At 74.3% G+C, this 21,342-nt stretch carries 25 protein-coding genes and 3 tRNA genes; 11 read left to right on the top strand and 17 right to left on the bottom strand.

Translation table 11 applies throughout. From position 1 onward, the window contains the following. Window positions 1-59 precede the first annotated feature (59 nt). The gene (locus PKE99_RS11995; RefSeq protein WP_231498215.1) at window positions 60-1,406 is read right to left on the bottom strand and encodes a sensor histidine kinase; all 1,347 of its coding nucleotides are present in this window, start codon (window positions 1,404-1,406) and stop codon (window positions 60-62) included. Window positions 1,407-1,638: 232 nt separating this feature from the next. On the opposite strand from PKE99_RS11995, the gene PKE99_RS11990 reads away from it, so the two are divergent. The 3 genes from PKE99_RS11990 to PKE99_RS11980 all read left to right on the top strand — a co-directional run bounded on the left by PKE99_RS11990 (window position 1,639) and on the right by PKE99_RS11980 (window position 3,231). Beyond that, on the top strand, window positions 1,639-2,298 hold the full coding sequence (locus PKE99_RS11990; protein ID WP_037046072.1) for a response regulator: 660 nt from the start codon (window positions 1,639-1,641) through the stop codon (window positions 2,296-2,298). A gap of 101 nt (window positions 2,299-2,399) precedes the next feature. Next, window positions 2,400-2,810: a sterol carrier protein gene (locus PKE99_RS11985; RefSeq protein WP_037046071.1), complete on the top strand. Its 411-nt coding sequence runs from the start codon at window positions 2,400-2,402 to the stop codon at window positions 2,808-2,810. 109 nt (window positions 2,811-2,919) lie between these two features. Then, complete coding sequence (locus PKE99_RS11980; RefSeq protein WP_037046070.1) at window positions 2,920-3,231, top strand: hypothetical protein; 312 nt, start codon at window positions 2,920-2,922, stop codon at window positions 3,229-3,231. Here the strand turns inward: PKE99_RS11980 and PKE99_RS11975 are convergent. Next, window positions 3,200-3,424, bottom strand: a complete 225-nt coding sequence (locus PKE99_RS11975; protein WP_156067626.1) for a hypothetical protein — start codon at window positions 3,422-3,424, stop codon at window positions 3,200-3,202. The genes PKE99_RS11980 and PKE99_RS11975 overlap by 32 nt on opposite strands. Before the next feature lie 33 nt (window positions 3,425-3,457). Between PKE99_RS11975 and yczR the strand changes: the two genes are divergently transcribed. Both yczR and PKE99_RS11965 read left to right on the top strand, forming a co-directional pair. Next, the gene (gene yczR, locus PKE99_RS11970) at window positions 3,458-4,966 is read left to right on the top strand and encodes a MocR-like transcription factor YczR (protein ID WP_051737478.1); all 1,509 of its coding nucleotides are present in this window, start codon (window positions 3,458-3,460) and stop codon (window positions 4,964-4,966) included. An 88-nt stretch (window positions 4,967-5,054) separates the two neighbouring features. After that, on the top strand, window positions 5,055-6,149 hold the full coding sequence (locus PKE99_RS11965; protein ID WP_231498214.1) for a CaiB/BaiF CoA transferase family protein: 1,095 nt from the start codon (window positions 5,055-5,057) through the stop codon (window positions 6,147-6,149). Window positions 6,150-6,210: 61 nt separating this feature from the next. On the opposite strand, the gene rplA is transcribed toward PKE99_RS11965, so the two are convergent. From rplA to PKE99_RS11940, 5 genes are all read right to left on the bottom strand, one after another. Continuing rightward, window positions 6,211-6,927 carry a 50S ribosomal protein L1 gene (gene rplA / locus PKE99_RS11960; protein ID WP_037046067.1) on the bottom strand — a complete coding sequence of 239 codons (717 nt, stop codon included), beginning with the start codon at window positions 6,925-6,927 and terminating at the stop codon, window positions 6,211-6,213. Between the two features lie 64 nt (window positions 6,928-6,991). After that, window positions 6,992-7,423 (bottom strand): 50S ribosomal protein L11, encoded by a 432-nt coding sequence (gene rplK, locus PKE99_RS11955; RefSeq protein WP_037046066.1) that lies wholly within the window; start codon window positions 7,421-7,423, stop codon window positions 6,992-6,994. 65 nt (window positions 7,424-7,488) lie between these two features. After that, window positions 7,489-8,403: a transcription termination/antitermination protein NusG gene (gene nusG / locus PKE99_RS11950; protein ID WP_081924160.1), complete on the bottom strand. Its 915-nt coding sequence runs from the start codon at window positions 8,401-8,403 to the stop codon at window positions 7,489-7,491. A 66-nt stretch (window positions 8,404-8,469) separates the two neighbouring features. Beyond that, window positions 8,470-8,820: a preprotein translocase subunit SecE gene (gene secE / locus PKE99_RS11945; RefSeq protein WP_037046065.1), complete on the bottom strand. Its 351-nt coding sequence runs from the start codon at window positions 8,818-8,820 to the stop codon at window positions 8,470-8,472. A 61-nt stretch (window positions 8,821-8,881) separates the two neighbouring features. Continuing rightward, window positions 8,882-8,957 (bottom strand) — tRNA-Trp (locus PKE99_RS11940). A 199-nt stretch (window positions 8,958-9,156) separates the two neighbouring features. On the opposite strand from PKE99_RS11940, the gene PKE99_RS11935 reads away from it, so the two are divergent. Then, window positions 9,157-10,395: a pyridoxal phosphate-dependent aminotransferase gene (locus tag PKE99_RS11935; protein ID WP_037046064.1), complete on the top strand. Its 1,239-nt coding sequence runs from the start codon at window positions 9,157-9,159 to the stop codon at window positions 10,393-10,395. 59 nt (window positions 10,396-10,454) lie between these two features. Here the strand turns inward: PKE99_RS11935 and PKE99_RS11930 are convergent, their stop codons facing one another. The 10 genes from PKE99_RS11930 to rpmG (PKE99_RS11885) all read right to left on the bottom strand — a co-directional run bounded on the left by PKE99_RS11930 (window position 10,455) and on the right by rpmG (PKE99_RS11885) (window position 13,418). Further along, complete coding sequence (locus tag PKE99_RS11930) at window positions 10,455-10,664, bottom strand: hypothetical protein (RefSeq protein WP_037046063.1); 210 nt, start codon at window positions 10,662-10,664, stop codon at window positions 10,455-10,457. Window positions 10,665-10,761: 97 nt separating this feature from the next. Continuing rightward, complete coding sequence (locus PKE99_RS11925; RefSeq protein WP_037046061.1) at window positions 10,762-11,193, bottom strand: MaoC family dehydratase; 432 nt, start codon at window positions 11,191-11,193, stop codon at window positions 10,762-10,764. Continuing rightward, window positions 11,190-11,627 (bottom strand): FAS1-like dehydratase domain-containing protein, encoded by a 438-nt coding sequence (locus PKE99_RS11920; RefSeq protein ID WP_037046059.1) that lies wholly within the window; start codon window positions 11,625-11,627, stop codon window positions 11,190-11,192. The genes PKE99_RS11925 and PKE99_RS11920 overlap by 4 nt, the downstream gene beginning before the upstream one ends. Window positions 11,628-11,632: 5 nt before the next feature. Next, the gene (gene rpmG, locus PKE99_RS11915) at window positions 11,633-11,800 is read right to left on the bottom strand and encodes a 50S ribosomal protein L33 (RefSeq protein ID WP_037046058.1); all 168 of its coding nucleotides are present in this window, start codon (window positions 11,798-11,800) and stop codon (window positions 11,633-11,635) included. A 48-nt stretch (window positions 11,801-11,848) separates the two neighbouring features. Further along, window positions 11,849-11,921: transfer RNA gene (locus tag PKE99_RS11910), tRNA-Met, on the bottom strand. Between the two features lie 27 nt (window positions 11,922-11,948). Further along, a tRNA-Thr gene (locus tag PKE99_RS11905) sits at window positions 11,949-12,024 on the bottom strand. A 390-nt stretch (window positions 12,025-12,414) separates the two neighbouring features. Next, entirely contained in the window at window positions 12,415-12,720 is a 306-nt protein-coding gene (gene rpsN, locus PKE99_RS11900) for a 30S ribosomal protein S14 (protein WP_037046056.1), read from the bottom strand. After that, a complete protein-coding gene (gene rpmB / locus PKE99_RS11895; protein ID WP_037046054.1) occupies window positions 12,720-12,956 on the bottom strand; it encodes a 50S ribosomal protein L28 in 237 nt (78 codons plus the stop codon). The genes rpsN and rpmB overlap by 1 nt, the downstream gene beginning before the upstream one ends. 4 nt (window positions 12,957-12,960) lie before the next feature. Then, the gene (locus tag PKE99_RS11890) at window positions 12,961-13,260 is read right to left on the bottom strand and encodes a bS18 family ribosomal protein (RefSeq protein ID WP_037046053.1); all 300 of its coding nucleotides are present in this window, start codon (window positions 13,258-13,260) and stop codon (window positions 12,961-12,963) included. Window positions 13,261-13,268: 8 nt separating this feature from the next. Then, window positions 13,269-13,418 (bottom strand): 50S ribosomal protein L33, encoded by a 150-nt coding sequence (gene rpmG, locus PKE99_RS11885; protein ID WP_269323010.1) that lies wholly within the window; start codon window positions 13,416-13,418, stop codon window positions 13,269-13,271. A 100-nt stretch (window positions 13,419-13,518) separates the two neighbouring features. On the opposite strand from rpmG (PKE99_RS11885), the gene mrf reads away from it, so the two are divergent. From mrf to PKE99_RS11860, 5 genes are all read left to right on the top strand, one after another. Next, window positions 13,519-14,778 (top strand): ribosome hibernation factor-recruiting GTPase MRF, encoded by a 1,260-nt coding sequence (mrf, locus tag PKE99_RS11880; RefSeq protein ID WP_037046050.1) that lies wholly within the window; start codon window positions 13,519-13,521, stop codon window positions 14,776-14,778. Window positions 14,779-14,907: 129 nt separating this feature from the next. Further along, entirely contained in the window at window positions 14,908-15,093 is a 186-nt protein-coding gene (locus tag PKE99_RS11875) for a hypothetical protein (RefSeq protein WP_037046049.1), read from the top strand. A gap of 58 nt (window positions 15,094-15,151) precedes the next feature. After that, entirely contained in the window at window positions 15,152-18,283 is a 3,132-nt protein-coding gene (locus PKE99_RS11870) for a helix-turn-helix transcriptional regulator (RefSeq protein ID WP_425566513.1), read from the top strand. Window positions 18,284-18,335: 52 nt separating this feature from the next. Then, complete coding sequence (locus tag PKE99_RS11865; protein ID WP_037046047.1) at window positions 18,336-19,628, top strand: cytochrome P450; 1,293 nt, start codon at window positions 18,336-18,338, stop codon at window positions 19,626-19,628. Next, window positions 19,625-21,262 (top strand): class I adenylate-forming enzyme family protein, encoded by a 1,638-nt coding sequence (locus PKE99_RS11860; RefSeq protein WP_037046046.1) that lies wholly within the window; start codon window positions 19,625-19,627, stop codon window positions 21,260-21,262. Before PKE99_RS11865 ends, PKE99_RS11860 begins: the two co-directional genes overlap by 4 nt. Window positions 21,263-21,342: the final 80 nt, after the last annotated feature.

Raw genomic sequence — 21,342 nt, 5'->3', positions numbered from 1 at the left:
CCTGTCCCCCGCGTGCCAGCCCCCGACTCGCCGAAGCCCACAGCGCAACTCGCGGAAGATCAGGCGGGGGCGAGGGGGAGGGTGAGGCGGGCGACCAGGCCCCCGCCCTCGCGCGGGAGCAGGGTGAGCTCGCCGTTCATCGCCCCGACCAGGGCCTCGACGATCCACAGCCCCAGCCCCGCGGTGCCGCGGCGCTCCCCCAGCGCCACGCCCTTGGCCGTGACCAGGCCCTCCTGGCCCGGCGGGAGGCCGGGACCGCGGTCGCGGACCTCGGCGACCAGCGTGCCGTCGGCGTGGCCCAGGTCCAGCTCGACGGGTTCCTCCCCGCTGTGCCGGGCGGCGTTCTCGACGAGGTTGGTGAGCACCCGGCGGAGCCGCTGCGGGTCGCATCGCACGGACGCCCCCGGCGGCGCCACCGTGATCCGACGACGGCCCGGCGCGACCGCGGCCGCGTCGAGCACGGCCTCGGCCAGCTCGGCCAGCACGACCCGCCGGTCGGTGACCCGGCCGAGCGGGCTGCCGTCCCGCACGGCCAGGTCGGCGAGGCCCTCGAGCATGTCCTGCAGGTGGACCGCGTGCTCGGCGAGCAGCCGGGTCGCGGTGCGCGAGGCCTCCGGGGACAGTGCGCCCTTCGCAAGGTCCGTGGTGAGCGCGGTCAGCGAGGCGACGGGCGTGCGGAACTCGTGCAGCACCACGCGCACCCCGTCGAGCCGGGCCTGCTGCGCCGCGACGAGCCGGGCCCGCAGCTCCCGCTCCGAGAGCAGCTTCTCGTGCTCCGCCGCCGCCCGCGCCCGCGAGTCGGCGGCCTCCTGCAGCTGCCGCTCGAGCATCCGCACCAGCACGCCGACCAGCACCGCGGCCGCGACCAGGAACCCGCTCCACCAGGCCCCCGTCAGCAGCCGCTCGGCCACCGTGACCTCCGGGTCCGAGCCGAGCAGGCACGCGACGGTGAACCCGATCCCGACGCCGAGGGCGCCGAGCCGCCCCAGCACGGGCCCGCTGCGCAGCGACATCGCGATCGCGATCAGCGGCAGCACCGCGACGAAGATGCTGTCCGCGCCCCCGGTGAGCCCGCAGGCCACCAGGACCAGCACGCCGTCGACCACGGTGATCACGGCGGGCCGGACGGGCAGCTGCCACTCCGCCCACTCGGTCACCACGAGCGCGGCGGCGTAGAGCGCCGTGCCGATCACGATGCCCCACACCACCAGCGGGCGGCCGCGGGCGAGCTCGGGCCCCACCGCGAGCGCCAGCCCGACGGCGACCACGACGATCGCGCGGATCACCACCGCGGCCCGCTCCTCGGCGGAGTCGGATCGCCGCGTCCAGGGGTCCCAGCGCAGCGCGCCGGGATCGGTCATGGCCTCCGCGAGCGGGTCCACCCTGCCGTTGGTCGGGCTCGTCACCGGACCTCCCCTCGCCGTCGGTGCAGGTCGAGCGCTGTACGGAGAGTAGGTCCGATGAGGCCGTGTCTCTCAACCTGGCGCCGCCGGGCCCGGTGATCCACGTCGTTCCCGGCAAGGCAGCCGGGTCGCCCTCGTACCGGGCGTATTCGGGTGGCCGGCAACGCCGGCGGGGACGGCGTGGGCGCCGGGAGCGGTGGTGGCGGGTTGGGAGACACGGCCTAGGCTCCGGGCCGTGCAGGAGGGGCCCCACACCGTCGTCATCGTGGACGACCACGCGCTGTTCGCCCAGGGCCTGGCCCTCCTGCTGGAGTCCCGCGCCGGCGACACCTTCCGGGTCGCCGGGTCCGCGACGGCCGGCGAGGAGGCCGTCGCGCTCGTCGGGAAGAACCGCGCGGACATCGCCGTCGTCGATCTGGCGCTGCCGCCGCTCGGCGGGGTCGAGACGATCCGCCGGGTCAAGGCGGCCTACCCGGGCACGAAGGTGCTCGCCCTGTCCGGGACCGAGGACCTGGACCTGGCCGCGGCCGCGCTGCGCGCCGGGGCGGACGGGTACCTCGGCAAGTCCGCCGATCCCGCGGTGCTCGTCGCCCCGCTGCTGTCGCTGCTCGCCGGGGTCAAGGTCGTCCGCGGCGAGCTGCTCGAGGCGCTGCTGGCGTCGGCGGACCGCACCGCCGACGGCGTGCTCGACACCCTCTCCGAGCGGGACGTCGAGCTGTGGCGGCTGCTCGCCCGCGGGCTGGAGACCAGCGAGATCGCCCGCCCGATGCTGGTCAGCGAGCGCACGGCGAAGCGGATGATCGCCTCGCTGCTGCACAAGCTCGGCGCGGCCAACCGGATCGAGGCGGCCGCGCTCGCCGGCCGGGCGGGCCTGCTCGACGAGCAGCGCCCCTGAGGACCGGTCCGTGCGGGCCAGGCGTGGCCCGGCCGGGGAGTCGCCGCCGGTGGCCCGGGCGGGCCAGACTCCCCCGGCAAGCGAGCGAAAGGGGCTGCGACGTGGCGGCGTTCCAGAACGAGGCCGAGGTCTACGAGTACCTGGGCGGGGTCTTCCGGTTGGGCATGGAGGACGTGGCGCTGGTCGAGAAGCTGAAGCCGTCCGGGGTCGTCCTGCGCATCACGTACACCGACCCCGAGGCCGTGCTCACCGTGGACATGCCGAACTCGGAGATCCACGAGGGCGCGGGCAACGGCCCGGAGCCGAACGTCGAGCTGTTCATGAGCGCCGACACCGGCAACAGGTTCTGGCTCGGCAAGGTCGTGCTGCCGGTGGCGCTGGCCAAGGGTCAGGTCCGCGCGAAGGGCCCGGTCGCCAAGCTGCTCAAGGTGCTGCCCCTGGCGAAGGGCCTGTTCGGTCCGTACAAGGCGATGCTCGAGGAGAAGGGCCGCAGCGACCTGCTGGCGGCCTGATCCCCCGCGTCGCCTGATCCGGTGAGGTCCGGGCGCCCGGCGGGTCCGGACCTCACCGAAGATCGATACTCCCAGCGGGCCCACCACGGGCCCGCCAGGGAGGCGCGGCGTGAGCGGTGAGCGGACCGGGTCCGGCGAGCGGACCCCGGACGGGCTGCCCGAGACCCTGAACATCGACGTGCAGATGTGGACCTCGCTGCGTGGCCGGCTCCACGACTTCACGACCGTGGTGTGCGACGCCCCGGATCCGGCTCCCCGCGACACCGACGAATGGCACCGGTGGGCCACGGAGTACCTGCAGGTCGTCGCGGAGCAGGACGGCTGGCAGCCGGGTCGCTATTACTACCGCGCCGAGGTCCGGGACGAGGCCGACCGCACCGAGCAGGTGCTCATGCAGAACCACTGGGAGTACCGGACCTGAGCCGCCGCAACGGCGGTCCGGCGCGTTGTGGGCGCGCCGCCGCCTCCTCGAGCCGGCGGAGGAACTTCTTCACGTCGCCCCAGGGCGTCGCCGTGTAGAACGGCCGCTCCCGCAGCGAGCGGCTGTCGGCGCCGTAGCGCGGCGCCAGGATCGCGATGAGGGTCAGGACCGAGAGCAGGATCGTCGCTGTCATGACTCCACTCTGGCACTATTGGCCTGATTCTCCATGGCCAATTTCGCGGAGGTGGACCGGTTGGACCCCTTGGAACCCGGCACCCGCCGGATCGGCGGTACGAGCTTCGCCCGGCTGCTGGGCAGCTGGCGCCCGGCGGACCAGCGCGGCGGCCTCGCGTCCGCGCTGACCGAGCGCGTCCGGCTCCTCATCCTGGACGGCCGGCTGCCGCTCGGCAGCCGGATTCCGGCCGAGCGCGAGCTCGCCGGCGCCCTCGACGTCAGCCGGACGACGGTGGCCGCGGCCTACGAGGCGCTGCGCGCCGACGGGTTCCTCGAGAGTCGCCGCGGCTCGGGCAGCTGGACCCGCGTGCCCGGCCCGACCGGCGGGGCGACCCCCGAGACCCCGTTCTCGCCGCTCACGGGCGGTGGCCTGACCGATCTCGCGCACGCCGCGCTGCCCGCCCCCACGGACGCGATCCGGCGGGCCGCGGCGGCCGCCGTCACCGAGCTCGACGGGCAGATCGGCGGCCACGGCTACACCCTCGCCGGGATCCCGGTGATGCGGGAGGCCGTGGCGCGGCGCTTCACCGAGCGCGGCGTCCCGACCAGCCCCGACCAGGTCCTCGTCACCTCCGGGGCGCAGCACGCGATCGCGCTGGTCCTCACGCTGCTCGCGGGCCCGGGCGATCGCGTCGTCGTCGAGCACCCGACCTACCCGAACGCGCTCGACGCCATCCGCGGCCGCGGTGCCCGACCGGTCCCCGTGCCGCTCGGCCCGGACGGCCGGGAGCCGGCGTGGGACCTCGACCTGCTGACCGCCACCGTGCGGGACACCCGTCCCGCGCTCTGCTACCTGGTGCCGGACTTCCACAACCCGACGGGCGCGGTGATGCCGCCGGAGGTCCGCGCGGGCGTGGTCGAGCTGGCGCGGCGGACCCGCACCCCGCTCGTCGTCGACGAGACCCTGACCGAGCTGCCGCTCGACGTCCCGGCCCCGGAGCCGGTCGCCCGGCACGCGCCCGACTCGCCCCTGCTGATCACGATCGGCTCGGCGAGCAAGGTGTTCTGGGGCGGGCTGCGGATCGGCTGGATCCGCACCTCGGCGTCGCTGGTGCGGCGGCTGGCCGCGCTGCGGCCGTCGATCGACCTCGGCGGCGCCGTGCTCGACCAGATCGTCACGGCCCGCCTGCTCGGCGAGGTCGAGGCGGTGGTGGCCGAACGGCAGGAGTCGCTGCGCGCCGCCCGCGCCGACCTGCGCCGCCGCCTCGCCGCGGACTTCCCGCAGTGGCGGCCCAACGACCCGTCGGGCGGCCTGAGCCTGTGGGTGGACCTCGGCGAGCCCGTGTCGAGCCTGCTCACCGGGGCCGCCCGCCGGCACGACGTCCTGCTGGCCGCGGGGCCCCGCTTCGGCGTCGACGGAGCCTTCGAGCGCTACATCCGGCTGCCCTACACACTGCGGCCCGAACCCGCCGCGGCTGCGCTCGAACGACTCACCGCGGCCTGGCAGGGTCTGCGGCACCAGCCCGACGGCGGCGCGGCGGACCAGATCGCCGTGGCGTAGCCGGGACGCTGTCCTGTGGCCTGGGCCGCTGACCCAGGGCCCGCGGACCCGTAGAGTCCTGAACGATCGATCGATGAGGAGGATGGAAGTGGGCACTCGCAGCGGACCCCTCGCGGGCGTACGGGTCGTCGAGCTCGCCGGCATCGGACCGGGGCCGCACGCGGCGATGATCCTGGGCGACCTGGGCGCCGAGGTGGTCCGGATCGACCGGCCGGGCGGCCTGAGGATCGGCGGCGACGTCGACCCCACCCTGCGCGGACGGCGCCGGGTGGCCGCCGACCTCAAGACCCCCGAGGGTCGCGAGACCGTGCTGAAGCTCGTCGAGAAGGCCGACGTGCTGCTCGAGGGCTACCGGCCCGGCGTCACCGAGCGGCTCGGCGTCGGCCCCGCGGACTGCCACGCCCGCAACCCGAAGCTCGTGTACGGCCGGATGACGGGCTGGGGCCAGGACGGGCCGATGGCCGACCGGGCGGGCCACGACATCAACTACATCTCGCTCACCGGTGCGCTGCACGCCATCGGTCGCGGGAACGGCGAGCGCCCCGTGCCGCCGCTGAACCTGGTCGGCGACTTCGGCGGCGGCTCGATGCTGCTGGTCATCGGCGTGCTCGCGGCGCTCTACGAGGCCCGCGGCTCCGGTGAGGGCCAGGTCGTCGACACCGCCATGGTCGACGGCGCCAGCCTCCTCGTGCAGATGATGTGGGGGATGCTCGCGCAGAAGTTCTGGCAGGACGCCCCGGCCAGCAACATGCTCGACGGCTACGCCCCCTTCTACGACACCTACGCCTGCGCCGACGGGAAGTTCATGGCCGTCGGGGCGATCGAGCCGCAGTTCTACGCGGAGCTGCTCAAGGGCCTGGAGATCGACCCCGCCGACCTGCCGGCGCAGATGGACATCCCGTCCTGGCCGGCGATCAAGGCGCGCTTCACCGAGGTGTTCAAGACCAAGTCCCGCGACGAGTGGGCCGCGATCTTCGACGGCACGGACGCCTGCACCACCCCGGTCCTGGCCTTCGGCGAGGTCGCGCAGCATCCGCACATGGCCGCCCGGAACACGATCGTCAGCCCGGACGACACCCCGCAGGCCGCGCCCGCGCCGCGCTTCTCCCGCACCCGGACCGAGGTGCCGGGCCGCCCGGCCGAGCCGGAGTCCGTCGACCAGATCCTGGCCGACTGGTCCTGACCCCGGAGACACGAAGGCCCCCTCCGGAAGATCCGGAGGGGGCCTTCGTGCGTGCGGACGATCAGACGGTGTCGTCGACCAGCAGGTTGCGGGTGCGGTTCGGGTCGACCGGGATGCCCGGGCCCGTGGTCGTCGAGACGGTGATCTTCTTGATGTAGCGGCCCTTCGCGGCGGACGGCTTGGCCCGCAGGATCTCGTCGAGGGCGGCGCCGTAGTTCTCCACCAGCTTCTCGGTGTCGAACGAGGCCTTGCCGATGACGAGGTGCAGGTTGGCCTGCTTGTCCACCCGGAAGTTGATCTTGCCGCCCTTGATGTCGTTGACGGCCTTGGTCACGTCCGGGGTGACGGTGCCGGTCTTCGGGTTCGGCATCAGGCCGCGCGGGCCGAGGATGCGGGCGATGCGGCCGACCTTCGCCATCTGGTCGGGGGTCGCGATCGCGGCGTCGAAGTCCAGCCAGCCGCCCTGGATCCGCTCGATCAGGTCCTCGGCGCCGACGACGTCCGCACCGGCGGCCTCGGCCTCGGCGGCCTTGTCGCCGACGGCGAACACGATGACCCGGGCGGTCTTACCGGTCCCGTGGGGCAGGTTCACGGTCCCGCGGACCATCTGGTCGGCCTTGCGGGGGTCGACTCCCAGCCGCATGGCGACCTCGACGGTCGCGTCCATCTTGCTGCTCGAGGTCTCCTTGGCCAGCTTGGCGGCCTCGAGCGGGGAGTACAGGGCGTCGCGGTCGATCTTGGCCGCGGCCTGCTCGTAGATCTTGCTGCGCTTTGCCATCTTCAGTCCTTCGCGAAGATCGTGGTAGGAGCCGCGCCCGGCTCTCCCACGCGTTCGGGTGGGGTCAGTTGACCGTGATGCCCATCGACCGGGCGGTGCCGGCGATGATCTTCGCGGCCTGGTCCAGGTCGTTGGCGTTGAGGTCGCGCATCTTGGTCTGCGCGATCTCCCGCACCTGGTCCATGGTCACGGAGGCGACCTTGGTCTTGTGCGGCTCGCCGGAGCCCTTCTCCACGCCGGCCGCCTTCAGCAGCAGCCTGGCCGCGGGCGGGGTCTTGAGCTCGAACGTGAACGAGCGGTCCTCGTACACGGAGATCTCGACCGGCACCACGTCGCCGCGCTGGGCCTCGGTGGCGGCGTTGTACGCCTTGCAGAACTCCATGATGTTGACGCCGTGCTGACCCAGCGCGGGGCCGACCGGCGGGGCCGGCGTGGCCGCGCCGGCCTTGATCTGGAGCTTGATGATCGCGGAGAGCTTCCGCTTCTTGGGTGGCATCCTTGATTCCTCGTGATCGTCCTACGCGCCGCGGACCTGCCCGCCGCGACGGAGTTCGTGCACCGTCAGATCTTGGAGACCTGACTGAAGGCCAGCTCGACGGGCGTCTCGCGGCCGAAGATGGACACGAGCACCTTCAGCTTCTGCGCGTCGACGTTGACCTCGTTGATCGTGGCCGGGAGGGTCGCGAACGGGCCGTCCATGACGGTGACCGACTCGCCGACCTCGAAGTCGACCTCGACCGTGGCCGCACCGCCGGTGGCGGCGGCCGCGCCGCCCGCACCGGACGCGGCGGCGGCCTTCTCCTTCGGCGCCTCCTGCTTCGGCAGCAGGAACTTCAGCACCTCGTTCAGGGTCAGCGGCGAGGGCCGCGACGTGGCCCCGACGAAGCCGGTGACGCCCGGGGTGTTGCGGACGGCGCCCCACGACTGGTCGTTGAGCTCCATCCGGACCAGGATGTAGCCGGGCAGCACCTTGCGCTGCACCTGCTTGCGCTGGCCGTTCTTGATCTCGGTGACCTCTTCGGTGGGCACCTCGACCTGGTAGATGTAGTCCTCGACGTCCAGGGTCTGCACCCGGGTCTCGAGGTTCTGCTTCACCTTGTTCTCGTAGCCCGCGTAGGAGTGGACGACGTACCAGTCGCCGGGGGCGCGGCGCAGCGCCTCCGTCATCTCCTCGATCGGGTCGACCTCCTCCTCGGCACCGGCGGCGTCGGCGCCGGCCTCGAGATCGCCCGGGTCGGCCTGCTCGTCGGTGGCGGGGACGGCCGCGGCCGCCTCCGACCCGAAGTCGACCTCCGCCGTGTCGTCCTCGAGGGCGTCCTCCGCCTCCTCGGCCTCCACCGCCTCGGCGGCGGTGTCGGTGTCGGCGTCGACGGTGCTGTCCGAGCTGTCGGAGGCCTCGGCGCCGTACGCCACCTCGACGTCGGTGTCCTGCACCGTCGTCTCGTCCTCGGCCGGTCGGCCGTCTGGGGAGGTCACGTGCTTCTCGCTTCCTTCGTCAGCGTCGTCGTGCTCGATCGGGGTCGGTCCCGGCTCACCTGCGGGCTAGGCGCCGAACAGGGCTTCCACGCCCAGCCCGAAGACCCAGTCCAGGAGCGACACCAGCGCGACCATGAAGGCGACGAAGACGAGCACGACAATCGTGTAGGTCACCAGCTGCTTGCGCGTGGGCCAGATGACCTTGCGCAGCTCCGCCACGACCTCGCGGAGGAAGCGGACCAGCCTGGCGAACGGCGACGCCTTGCGGGGCGCCCCGCTGCCGCGCGAGGGCGTCGGGCGGCCCTTGCCCGGCGTGGTCACCGCGCCGGCACCGGACGACGACGGCGACGTGCGCCGCCCGCGGCGGTCGGCCGCGGACGTCGGGCGCTCCCGCCCGGGCTCACGCTCGTCGCTCACCGCTCGTCCTCACCGGCGGGCGGACGCCCGCACCTCGTCTCGTTCCTGCTGTCGTCCCAGGTGGCAGGGGTGACAGGACTTGAACCTGCAACCTGCGGTTTTGGAGACCGCTGCTCTGCCAGTTGAGCTACACCCCTACGCTGCCCCGGCCCGCCGCGTCGGGGACACGACGGGTTCGGAGCAGGCACACCGGAAGATCCGGTGCGCCCGGCGAATCGAGTGTACGGCACCCGTTCCCGGGCCCTTCACCCGCGGCCCCCCGGGAGAGATCCGCGCGGGTCCGCGGGCCGAAACCCGCTCGCGCGAGGGTACGCGCGGTGCGCGAGGATGAGGGCCATGTCCGCACCGACAGCATCGACCGCTGGAACGTCGCAGAAGCCCCGGATCTCCACCCGGATCGGGAACATCGCCGAGTCCGCCACCCTCGCCGTCGACGCGAAGGCCAAGGCGCTCAAGGCCGAGGGCCGCCCGGTGATCGGCTTCGGCGCGGGCGAGCCGGACTTCCCCACGCCGCAGCCGATCGTCGAGGCCGCCGTCGCCGCCGCGCAGGACCCGAAGAACCACCGCTACTCCCCCGCGGGCGGGCTCCCCGAGCTCAAGGCCGCGATCGTGGAGAAGACGAAGCGGGACTCCGGCTACGAGATCGCCGCGAACCAGGTCCTCGTGACCAACGGCGGCAAGCAGGCCGTGTACGAGACCTTCGCGACGCTGCTCGACCCGGGCGACGTGGTCATCCTCCCCGCCCCGTACTGGACCACCTACCCCGAGGCCATCGCCCTGGCCGGCGGAGTGACCGAGGTCGTCGTCACGGGGTCGGAGCAGGACTACCTGCCCACCGTCGACCAGCTCGAGGCCGCCCGCACCCCCGCCACCAAGGTGCTGCTGTGGTGCTCGCCGTCGAACCCGACCGGCGCCGTCGCCCCGCGCGAGCTCACCGAGGCCGTCGGCCGGTGGGCCCTCGAGAACGGCATCTGGGTGGTCACGGACGAGATCTACGAGCACCTGGTCTACGACGGCGCCGAGGCCGTCTCGCTGCCCGTCGCCGTCCCCGAGCTGGCCGACACCACCGTGGTGCTCAACGGCGTGGCCAAGACCTACGCGATGACCGGCTGGCGGGTCGGCTGGATGGCCGGCCCCACGGACGTCATCAAGGCGGCGACGAACCTGCAGTCCCACCTGTCGTCGAACGTCGCGAACGTGTCGCAGCGCGCGGCGGTCGAGGCCCTCACCGGCCCGCTCGACGCCGTCGCCGAGATGCGCACCGCCTTCGACCGCCGCCGCCGCACCATCGTCGAGCTGCTCTCGGCGATCCCCGGCGTGCAGTGCCCCACACCGAAGGGCGCCTTCTACGTCTACCCGGACGTGCGCGAGCTGCTCGGCAAGCAGATCCGCGGGCAGAAGATCGAGACCAGCCTCGACCTGGCCGCCGCCGTGCTCGAGCACGCCGAGGTGGCCGTCGTGCCCGGCGAGGCGTTCGGCACCCCGGGCTACTTCCGCCTCTCCTACGCCCTGGGCGACGACGACCTCCGCACCGGCGTCGAGCGGATGGGCGCGCTGCTGCGCGAGGCCCAGTAAGGACCCGGACACACACGAGGGGCGGGTGCCGACGGCACCCGCCCCTCGTGGCGTCGGGGCTACTTGTCGAGGTCGGCCAGGGCGGCGAGCGCGGAGGCGCGCTGGAAGTACTTCCACTTCGCCAGGTCGCCGACCGACTTGATGCCGAGGGCGGCCAGCGCCTCGTCGTGCTTCTCGGTCAGACCCTCGAGGGCCGACGGCGGGGCCTTGAGGACCTCTGCGGCCGTCTTCTCCTCCCAGGCCTTGTCCACCAGCTTCCCGAACTTCACGTGGTGCTCCCTCCGTGTGGCGCGGGCCCGTGCGGACCCGGGACGCAGGCAGCATCGACCCACTCGGCGATCACGGCAACCGGACACGCCCGCCGGCTCAGCCGGGGAGGACGACCTCCGCGGTGGCCCTGCCCAGCACGGACTTGCCGTCGAACACGGCCTTGACGTCGATCCGGGCGATGCGCACACCGTCCGACTCGGTGACGTCCGCGACCGTCCCGGTGATCTCCACGAGGGCCCCGGTGTCGTCGTCCGGGACGACGACGGGGCGGGTGAAGCGGGTGCTGTAGCTGCGCACGAGCGAGGGGTCGCCGACCCAGTCGGTGACGACCCGGCCGGCCACGGCCATCGTGAGCATCCCGTGCGCGATCACGCCGGGCAGCCCGGCGAGGCCCGCGACGCGGTCGCTCCAGTGGATCGGGTTGAAGTCGCCGGAGGCGCCGGCGTAGCGGACCAGGTCGGCCCGGGTGAGGTGCAGCCGCAGCGGCGGCAGCTCGTCGCCCTTCGCGGCGTTCTGCGGGGTACTCATGCCTGGGTGACCAGCAGCGAGCTCGTGGTGGCGACCGGCTCGCCCGCGGCGTCGGCCACCTCGCAGCGCAGGGTCAGCATGTGGCTGCCCGCTCGTGTGCGCAGCTCGTCGACGTGGATCGTGGTGAACAGCTCGTCGCCGCCGTGGATCGCGCGGTGGAAGGTGATGCGCTGGTCGCCGTGGACCATCCGCGTGTAGTCCCAGCCGAAGTCGGGGTCCCGGAGGAACGCCTCGATCAGCGGCATGGTGAACGTCGTCGAGAACGTCGGCGGCGCGACCAGGTCGGGGTGACCGGCCGCGCGCGCGACGTCGAGATCACGGCTCAGCGGGGAGGCGTCCCCGATCGCCGCGGCGAACTCGCGGATCTTCTCCCGGCCGACCTGGAAGGGACCGGCGGCCGGGAGGGAACGGCCGACGAAGGACTCGTCGGGCACTGCCGTCAGCGGGTCTCGCGGTGGGCGCGGTGGGTGCCGCAGTTCGGGCAGAACTTCTTGACCTCGAGCCGGTCGGGGTCGTTGCGCCGGTTCTTCTTGGTGATGTAGTTCCGGTGCTTGCACTGCTCGCACGCCAGCGTGATCTTCGGCCGGACGTCGGTGGCCTTCGCCATCGCGGGTGCCTCCTGCTTAATTCCTGCTTCGAGCTCGGATCGTGTGTGTAGCGGTGGCCGGACTTGAACCGGCGACACAGCGATTATGAGCCGCTTGCTCTACCGACTGAGCTACACCGCCTCGCGAAGCCGGTCACACCTACCTCGCTGGAGCCCCTTTACGGAATCGAACCGTAGACCTTCTCCTTACCATGGAGACGCTCTGCCGACTGAGCTAAAGGGGCGGCACGGCCCTCCGGGGACTTCCCCGTTGGACCTGCAGAACTCTACACAACCCCCGCGACGGGCCGCCAACCCGGGGGTCCCCCTCCCCGTTTCCGCAGCTCCCCACCCGGTGGGGCGCTGGAGCGGGCCGGCCGCGCGCGGGCGGGATGCAGCGGCCGCTCGCGGAGCGCCGCCTGGCACACCCGCCCCGACGCCTCGTACACCCGCACCGGCGGGGTGGCACATCCGGAAGGTCGGCGGCGCACCCGGTCGACGGCCCGTGTCACGCGCCTTCGGGTGTGCCGCGAGATCAGGACCCGCCTGCGCCACCCCGCCTGCGCCGCGCAGCGCCGCCTACCTCCCCACCGCGTGGCGCGCACGCAGCGGGCCGGCGGGCGGGCCCGGGTGGATCACCAGGACGACTTGGTGACCCCGGGGAGCATGCCGGCGTGGGCGAGCTCACGGAGCTTCACGCGGGAGACGCCGAACTTGCCGACATACCCGCGCGGCCGGCCGTCCGTCGAATCCCTGTTCCGCACCCGGGTCGCGCTCGCGTCCCGGGGCTGGCGGCGTAGCTCGCGCAGCGCCGCCTCGCGCTCGGCGTCCGGAGTCGTGGGCCGGGCGATGATCCGCTTCAGCTCCCGGCGCCGCTCGGCGTGGCGGGCCACGACCTCCTCGCGCCGCTCGTTGCGGGCGATCTTCGCCGTCGTCGCCATCAGACCTTCTCCCCCCGCGCGCGGATGCGCGCCACCGCGGCCTCGACCCCGATCCGGTCGACCAGCTCGATCGCCCTGGCCGACAGCCGGAGCCGGACGTGCCGGTTCTCCGACGGCAGCCAGTACCGCCGGTCCTGCACGTTGGGCTCGAACCGGCGCGGGCTGCGCCGGTGCGAGTGCGAGACCGTCCGGCCGAAGCCCGGCTCGCGGCCGGTCAGCTGACACCTGCGGGACATGCGCTCACCCCCGCCCCGCGTGCGGGTACGGCAGCAGGGCCATCTCCGGCGCGTTGCGGATCGCGACGGCGACCTGCCGCTGCTGCTGCGGCGCCAGACTGCTTCGCCGGTGCTGTGTCGACGGCGATCTCGCAAGCTCGATCGCGTTGTGCGCCCGGATCTCGCCGCGGTCGGAGGCGAAGGTCCGCAGGAGCGCGGTGTCCTTCCCGTCGACCTCGGTGAGGCCGCGGGCGTGCGACGGCTTGACCTTCTTCCGCGGCGACCGGACGGGGCGCGCCGCCTGCGCTGGTGGTCGGCTTCGCATGCTCGGCCTCAGCGCTCCTCTCGGAACTCGACGTGCCGACGGACCACCGGGTCGTACTTGCGCAGCACGAGCCGGTCGGGGTCGTTGCGGCGGTTCTTGCGGGTCACGTAGGTCGTGCCCGTGCCGGCGGTCGACCGCATCTTGACCACGGGACGCACGGCGGCGGACTTGGCGGCCACGCCACCCTCCTCTCGTATCGGGAACGATTGTCATTTACGGTAACACCTGCCGACCCCGACCCCTTCCCGAGGAGGGCCCATGCCCGACACCGAACTGCTCGTGGTCACGGGCCTGTGCACCGAGGGCGTGGAACGCGTCCTCGCCCGGCTGCGCACCGCCGATCCCGACGTCGTGGTCGTGCACCACGACCTGCGCGACATCGCCCGCGGGCGGCTGCACCGCCGGATCCGGGACCGCGACGGCGACACGTGGACCGAGCTCGAGCTGGCCCACGGCTGCGTGTCCTGCACGCTGCGCGAGGACCTCCTGCCGACGCTGCGCGGGCTCGCCGGCCGGGTTCCCCGCGTCGTCCTGCACCTCGATCCCGCCCTCGAGCCCGAGCAGGTGTGCTGGGCGCTCGCGCACGTCCTGGTCGACGGAGGCGGGGCCGACCCCGGGCACGGCGTGGTGCTCACCGACCTCGTCGACCTGCGCGGGGTGATCACCGCCGTCGACGCCGCCGGCTGGCTCGACGACGCCACCGGCGACGAGCCCGTCACCGGGCGCGGCCTCGCCGACCTCCCGGACGACGAGCGCACGGTCGCCCAGGTCGCCGTCGCGCAGGCGGAGTTCGCGGACCTGGTCGTGCACACCGGCTCCGCGCCGGCCTGGGAGCACGCCCGGGTCGACGCCGTCCTGGAGCGGCTGGCCCCCACGGCGCTGCGGTCCCGGCTCGCCGAGCTCGACGACGACGCGGTCCTCCTGCGCCGCACCCACGCGCAGGCCCGCCGCGGCCGACCCGACGACGTCCACGGCCCGCTGCTGCGCGGCGCCCCGCCGCTGACCACCGACTGCGGGGTGCGGCTGCTCGTCTTCTCCGCGCGCCGGCCCTTCCACCCCGACCGCCTGCACGAGGCCATCGACCTGCTGCTCGACGGCGTGGTGCGGACCCGCGGGCGGATCTGGCTCGCCACCCGGCCCGACGACGTCCTGTGGCTGGAGTCCGCCGGCGGCGGCCTGCGGATCGGGCAGGCCGGCGAGTGGCTCGCCGGGCAGGACCCCGCGGCCTGGGACGACGTGTCCGACGAGCGGCGGGCGCTCGCCGCGCTCGGCTGGCACCCGCGCTTCGGGGACCGGGCGCAGGACGTCGTCGTGCTGGCCCATGCGCTCGACGCCGACGGCCTCGACGCCGTCGAGGCCGGCCTGCGGTCCGCCCTGCTCACCGACGCCGAGCTCGCCGCGGGCGAGGAGACCTGGCCGGCGCTGCCCGATCCCTTCGGTTTCTGGCACACCGACCCCTGCGGCCACCCCGAACCGGCCGGCCGGGAGGCCGAGCGGTCCCGAGGAGAGGAGTCCTGACGGTGGAGGGGCGAGGCCTGATGGGCCCCGCGGGGTAAGGCGAGCCCTCAGCCGCGGTGCGCGGCGACGGCCCGGGACGGCGTGACCGACCGATGTCCGGAGGCACCCCTCAGGCGGAGTGTCATCGTCATGCTCTTCCTGGAGACGATGGTCGACGAGCACCGCAGCGCCCTCCTCGCGGAGGCCGAACGCATCCGCACGGCCCGGCTGGCCCGGCTCTGGCGGAAGGGGCGGCGGGAGCCGCCGCGCATCCCCGTACCCCCGCCGGTGCCGCACGAGAAGTCCGCGGTCACCGGGCAGTGCCGCGCGGCGTGAGGGGGACGCCCGCGGAACTCGCCCGGATCCGTCGGGGGTCCGTGCGAGCATGACGCCCGTGCCACGTCCGGGGGTGGGGATCGGGCTGGTCGGCCGGGGGGCCGAGCGGTCCGTCCTCGCCCGTGCGCTCGAGAGGGCGCGCTCCGGGCGGGGCACGGGCGTCCTGCTGTCCGGCGACGCCGGGGTGGGCAAGTCTCGGCTGATCGCGGAGCTGTCCGCGGAGGCGGCAGGGTCGTCCGAGGAGGCGGGGTCGTCCGAGGAGGCGGGGTCGTCCGAGGGGGCCGGGTCGTCCGAGGGGGCCGGGTCGTCCGGGCCGGGCGCGCTCGTCCTGCTCGGGCGGTGCATCGACACCGCCGGCGTGGAGCTGCCGTACCTGCCCTTCACCGAGATCGTCGGCCGGCTGCTCGCCGAGCACCCCGAGCTGGCCGAGCGGCATCCCGGGCTGCTGCGGCTCGTCCCCGGCGAGTCGTCCGCGGAGCGGGGCGGGCGCGAGCTGGGCCAGCTGCAGGTCTTCGAAGCACTGCTGTCCGCCCTGGAGACGGTGTCGGCCGCGGGGCCGCCCGTGCTGCTGGTGCTCGAGGACCTGCACTGGGCCGATCGCTCCAGCCGGGACCTCCTCGTCTTCCTGCTGTCCCGGCTCGGCGCGGGGCGGCTGCTCGTCGTGGCCACCTACCGGGCGGACGACCTGCACCGCCGGCACCCGCTGCGGCCGGTGCTCGCCGAGCTGGTGCGGCTGCCCGCCGTCGAGCGGCTGGAGCTCGCGCCGCTGCCGCCCGCCGACGCGCTCGCGCTGGTGACCGCCCTCGCCGGTGACCTCGGGCTGCAGGAGCGCGAGCTGCACCGGCTGGCCCGGCGCAGCGAGGGCAACGCCTTCTTCGCCGAAGAGCTCGTGTCGGCCGCCGGGGGCGGCGCCGGCCTGCCGGAGGCGCTCACGGACGTGCTGCTGGCGCGGTTCGAGCGGCTGCCCGCACCCGCGCGGCAGGTGCTGCGGGTCGCGTCGGTGGCCGGGCGCAGCGTCGCCGACGCCACGTTGGCCGAGGTCAGCGGCCTGGACACGGCCGAGTTCGAGGAGGCCGTCCGGGAGGCGGTGGCCCACCACGTCCTGGTGCCGGACGAGCGGGGCGACCTCGCCTTCCGGCACGCCCTGCTGCGCGAGGCGGTCTACGGCGACCTGCTGCCCGGCGAGCGGGCGCGGCTCCACTCCCGCTACGCCGACCTGCTCGCCGCGCGGCTGGCGCAGCCCGCCCCGCCCGGCCGGCCCTCGCCCGTCGGCACCTCCCCCGCCGCCCTCGCCCACCACGCCCTCGCCGCCCACGACCTGCCCCGTGCGCTCGCGGCGTCGGTGCGCGCGGCCCGCGAGGCGGACCGGGTGGGAGCTCCCGCCGAGGTCCTCCGGCACGCCGAACGCGCCGTCGAGCTGTGGTCCGCGGTGCCCGACGCCGCGGCGGTCGCGGGCGCGGACGAGATCACCGTCACGCTCTGGGCGGCCTGGTCGGCGAGCGCGACCGGGGACCCGGACCGCGGCATCGCCCTGAGCACCCGCGCCCTCGAGCTGGTCGACGCCGGCACTGACCGCGGGCGCGCCGGCGAGGTCCGGGTCCGGCACGCCATCCGCCTGCTCGAGCGCACAGAGGCCACCGCGGCCGCGGCGGCCACCGTCCGGGAGGCCGTCGACCTCCTCCGGGACGGGCCGCCCACGGCCGACCTCGCCTGGGCGCACGCCATCCTGGCCCGCGCCCTCTGGCGGACGGACGACGTGCCCGGCGTGCGCGAGCACGGCGCTGCCGCCCTGCGGATCGCGCGGGAGGCCGCCGCGGCCCTGCGCGCCGGCACCGCCGAGCCCCACGGCGAACACGGGGACGCGGACCCGGACACGGCACTCGCGGAGGCGTTGCAGGACGTCGCGGCCGTCGAGGCGGACGCGCTGATCAGCCTGGCCGTGGCGGAGGAGTTCGAGGGCCGCGGCCCGCGCAGCCGGGAGCTGTTGTCCGAGGCGCTGCCGCTGGCCAGGGGCTCCGGGAACATCGGCGTGGAGCTGCGGATCTTCTACAACCGCGGGATGTCGTTCCTCGAGGAGGGCTCCGCGGCGGCCGCGGCGGCGGAGTTCGCGGCCGGGGGCCGGCGGGCCACCGAGACCGGCACCACCTGGAGCGGCTACGGCATGGACCTGCGGGTCGCCCGGCTGATGAGCGAGTTCGTCGCCGGCGACTGGGAGGCCGCGGAACACACCGCGCGGCTCGGCGGGGCGATGGTGGCCCCGGTGGTCGCGGGCCGGCTCGCGGCCGCCGGCCTGCTGGTCGAGGTCGCCCGGGGCCGGCTCGCGGAGGCCGAGCAGCGCTGGGCGGAGCTCGACTCCCGCGAGCAGGAGGACGACCAGGTGGTCCTCCTCCTCGGCGGTGCCGGCGTCGAGGCGGCCCTCTGGCGGGGCGCGCCGGAGGAGGCGCTGCGCCGGGCGGAGACCGCCCTGGCCGACCTGGAGCGGCTCCTCCCGCACCACATCGCGGCGATCATGCTCGCCGCGCTCGGCCTCGCCGCCGTCCCCGAGGGGGCCCACGAGCAGGCCGAGCGCCTGCTCGGCGCGGCGGAGGAGGCCGCCGAGAAGGGCATCCCGCGGTCCGGCTCACTGGGCGTCGAAGGGCGGGCGTGGCTGGCGCGGGCGCGCGCCGAGCGGGACCGCGTGCGCGGCGAGGCCGACGCCGCCACCTGGACCCGGGTGCTCGAGGCGTTCGGCTACGGCGAGCCGTACCGGGAGGCCGAGGCACGGGTCCGGCGGGCCGAGGCGCAGCTGGCCGGCGCGGCCCGCACCGAGGACCGGGCGGCGGCCGCCCGGCTGCGGGAGGAGGCCGTCGCCGACCTCGACGCCACGATCGGGGTGGCCGAGCGGCTCGGCGCCGAACCGCTCCGGGCGCGGGCCACCCACCTCCGCGAGCGCGCAGGGTCACGGCGGACGCGGTCGGAGCCCGGCGCGGACGGAGCCGGACCGCTCACCCCGCGGGAGGCCGCCGTCCTGGCCCTGGTGGCCGAGGGGCGCACCAACCGCCAGGTCGGCGAGGCGCTCTACATCAGCGAGAAGACCGTGAGCGTCCACCTTTCGCGGGTCATGGCGAAGCTCGGCGCCACGGGCCGCACGGACGCGGTGGCGATCGGGTACGAACGGGGTCTCATCCCTCCCCGATCTACCGTTCAGTAACTATGGTGTGCGAGGCGCCGGTCACCGCGGACCGGCAGGAGGGACCGCATGCATGTCCACTGACGCGACCACCACGGATCACACGGCCCTCGACCCGGGACGCCCGGACCTCTCGGACGTCGAGGGGTTCTGGACCGTGCCCGTCGAGGAGCGCGCCGCCGCGTTCGCGTGGCTGCGCACCAACGAGCCGATCCCCTTCTACCCCGAGCCGGACTTCGGCCACCTGGAGCCGGGCCCGGGCTTCTTCGCACTGACCCGGCTCGACGACGTCGTCGAGGCCAGCCGGACCCCGCAGGTCTTCACCTCGGGCTCGGGCTCCACCTCGGTCGTCGACCAGCCGCCTGAGTTCGCGGAGTTCTTCGGCTCGATGATCAACATGGATGACCCGCGGCACGCCCGGCTGCGCCGGATCGTCTCGCGCGGCTTCACCCCGCGCCGGCTCGCCCAGCTCACCGAGGACGTGCAGCGGTCGGCGACCCGGATCGTCGACGACGTCATCGACCGCGGCGAGTGCGACGCGGTCACCGAGATCTCGGCCCGGCTGCCGCTGAAGATCGTCTGCGACATGATGGGCATCCCCGAGAGCCAGCACCGTTTCGTGTTCGACCGCACGAACGTGATCCTCGGGGCGCAGGACCCGGAGTACGTCCCGGAGGGCACGGACGTCATCACCGCCCTGCTCACGGCGGGTGGCGAGCTCGCGGCGCTGATGAAGGACCTCGGCGCGGCGCGGGAGAAGAACCCCACGGACGACGTCACGTCCGCGCTGGTCAACGCGGAGATCGACGGCGAGCGCCTCACCCCGGACGAGCTGGCCAGCTTCTTCGTCCTGCTGGTGGTCGCGGGCAACGAGACCACCCGCAACGCGATCAGCTGGGGCCTGAAGTTCCTCACGGACAACCCGGAGCAGCGCGCGGCCTGGCTCGCCGACCTCGACGGCGTCACCCCGACCGCGATCGACGAGATCGTCCGGCTGGCCTCGCCGGTCATCTACATGCGGCGCACCCTGGCCCGGGACGCGGTGCTCGGCGGCAAGGAGCTCACGGCGGGTGACAAGGTCGCCCTCTTCTACTGGGCGGCGAACCGCGATCCCGCGCACTTCCCGGACCCGGACCGGTTCGACGTCCGGCGCTCGCCGAACCCGCACGTCGGCTTCGGCGGACCCGGCCCGCACTTCTGCCTCGGCGCCCACCTGGCCCGCCGGGAGATGGCGGTGATGTTCCGCGAGCTGCTCACCCGCGTCCCGGACATCCACGTCACCGGGGAGCCGCAGCGGCTGCGGTCGATGTTCATCAACGGCATCAAGCACCTGCCGGTCGCCTTCACCGCCGGAGGGGCCCGGTGAACTACCCCGAGGTGCCGGTCGGCGCGGTGCTCGCCGGCTCGGCGCGCCGCTACGGCGACCGCGTGGCCGTGCACTACTACGGCCGCGACCTGACCTACGCCCAGCTGTTCGCCCGGGCCTCGGCGTTCGCGCACGCCCTGCGCGAGCAGGGCGTCGGCCGGGGCGACGTGGTCGCGATCCACCTGCCGAACTGCCCGCAGTACGCGATCGCCTACTACGGAATCCAGCTCGCCGGGGCCACGTTCACGCCGGCCAACCCGCTGCTGCCGCCCGCGGACCTCGCGGCCCAGCTGGCCGACGCCGGCGCCGTCGCCCTGGTCAGCTGGGAGGCGGCGTACCCCGCGTTCGCCGCGGTGCGGGACCAGACGCGGGTCAAGTTCGCGCTGGTCACGAACCGGGAGCAGGCCGTCGACCCCGCCGTGCGGCTCACCCCGCAGGGCGCGACGGACTTCGAGGAGTTCCACGCGCAGGCGCCCACCGAGCCGCCGGCCGTGGAGATCGACGTCCACCGCGACCTCGCCCATCTCGCCTACACCGGCGGTACCACCGGGCGGTCCAAGGGCGTGCAGCTGCCGCACCGCAACGTGGTGGTCAACGTCCTGCAGTACGCCGTGGCGGGCTCCGGCGCCCGGCCCGAGCTCGACGACCAGGGTGGCCTCGTGCTGGCCGACCAGGGCCCGGCCGAGGAGTTCCCGGTGCGGTTCGGCACCGGCGTCGTCGTCAACATCACGCCCTGGTTCCACGCGATGGGCACGGTCGGCGGGCTCAACATCCCGCTGCTGTCCGGCACCACCAGCGTGCTGCACGAGCGCTTCGACCCGGCCGCCTACCTGGCGGACGTCGAGCGCTTCGGGGCCACCTCGATGGGCGGCGCCCCGCCGCTGTACGCCGCGCTGCTGCGGCACCCGGACTTCGCGACGCGGGACCTGTCGTCGGTCCGGGCGCTCAGCTCGGGCGCGGCCCCGCTGCCCGTCGAGCTGATCGAGGCGCTGCAGCGGCGGCTGGGCGAGGACCTCGTGATCGTGGAGGGCTACGGGCTCACCGAGGTCACGATGGGCGCCACGCAGAACCCGTCCGCGCGCTCCGCGGTGCGCAAGGCCGGGAGCGTCGGCCCGCCCGTCGCCGACACCGAGGTCCGGATCGTCGACGACGAGGGGAACCCGGTGCCCACGGGCACCGAGGGCGAGGTCTGCATCCGCGGGCCGCAGGTCATGGTCGGGTACAAGGACCGGCCCGAGGAGACCGCGACGGCGCTGCGGGAGGGCTGGCTGCACACCGGCGACGTCGGCGTCCTCGACGAGGACGGGTACCTGCGGATCGTCGACCGCAAGAAGGACATGCTGCTCTACAAGGGCTACAACGTGTACCCCCGCGAGCTGGAGGAGCTGCTGTTCCGGCAGCCGGGCGTGGTCGGGGCGGCGGTCGTGGGCCGGCCGGACGTGAACGTCGGCGAGCTGCCGGTGGCGTTCGTGGTGGCGCCGGGCCGCACCGAGGCCGAGGCCGCCGAGCTGATGGAGGCGGTGAACGCGCAGGTCCTGCCCTACAAGCGGCTGCGCGAGATCCGGCTCGTCGACGAGATCCCGGTGTCGGCGGCGGGGAAGGTGCTCAAGCGGGAGCTGCGGGAGCGCCTGTAAGGAAGGTCGTCGCGGCCGACCGGCTCCGGCCGGTCGGCCGCGTGGCGCTCGCCCCGCCGGCCGCGATCCGCACGTCGGAT

Origin of the sequence: Pseudonocardia halophobica, from assembly GCF_027922425.1 — a bacterium.
GTDB classification, from domain to species: Bacteria; Actinomycetota; Actinomycetes; order Mycobacteriales; family Pseudonocardiaceae; genus Pseudonocardia; species Pseudonocardia halophobica.
This window is presented reverse-complemented; position numbering and strand designations above follow the sequence as displayed.

What these genes read in the sequence shown, in the direction of transcription:
- rplA (WP_037046067.1), bottom strand. Translation starts at nt 6,927, where the DNA reads ATGGCAAAGCGCAGCAAGATCTACGAGCAGGCCGCGGCCAAGATCGAC.
- PKE99_RS11925 (WP_037046061.1), bottom strand. Translation starts at nt 11,193, where the DNA reads ATGAGTACCCCGCAGAACGCCGCGAAGGGCGACGAGCTGCCGCCGCTG.
- mrf (WP_037046050.1), top strand. Translation starts at nt 13,519, where the DNA reads ATGCCCGACACCGAACTGCTCGTGGTCACGGGCCTGTGCACCGAGGGC.
- PKE99_RS11935 (WP_037046064.1), top strand. Translation starts at nt 9,157, where the DNA reads ATGTCCGCACCGACAGCATCGACCGCTGGAACGTCGCAGAAGCCCCGG.
- PKE99_RS11865 (WP_037046047.1), top strand. Translation starts at nt 18,336, where the DNA reads ATGTCCACTGACGCGACCACCACGGATCACACGGCCCTCGACCCGGGA.
- rpmG (WP_037046058.1), bottom strand. Translation starts at nt 11,800, where the DNA reads ATGGCGAAGGCCACCGACGTCCGGCCGAAGATCACGCTGGCGTGCGAG.
- PKE99_RS11890 (WP_037046053.1), bottom strand. Translation starts at nt 13,260, where the DNA reads ATGCGAAGCCGACCACCAGCGCAGGCGGCGCGCCCCGTCCGGTCGCCG.
- PKE99_RS11875 (WP_037046049.1), top strand. Translation starts at nt 14,908, where the DNA reads ATGCTCTTCCTGGAGACGATGGTCGACGAGCACCGCAGCGCCCTCCTC.
- rplK (WP_037046066.1), bottom strand. Translation starts at nt 7,423, where the DNA reads ATGCCACCCAAGAAGCGGAAGCTCTCCGCGATCATCAAGCTCCAGATC.
- PKE99_RS11975 (WP_156067626.1), bottom strand. Translation starts at nt 3,424, where the DNA reads ATGACAGCGACGATCCTGCTCTCGGTCCTGACCCTCATCGCGATCCTG.
- rpsN (WP_037046056.1), bottom strand. Translation starts at nt 12,720, where the DNA reads ATGGCGACGACGGCGAAGATCGCCCGCAACGAGCGGCGCGAGGAGGTC.
- rpmB (WP_037046054.1), bottom strand. Translation starts at nt 12,956, where the DNA reads ATGTCCCGCAGGTGTCAGCTGACCGGCCGCGAGCCGGGCTTCGGCCGG.
- yczR (WP_051737478.1), top strand. Translation starts at nt 3,458, where the DNA reads ATGGCCAATTTCGCGGAGGTGGACCGGTTGGACCCCTTGGAACCCGGC.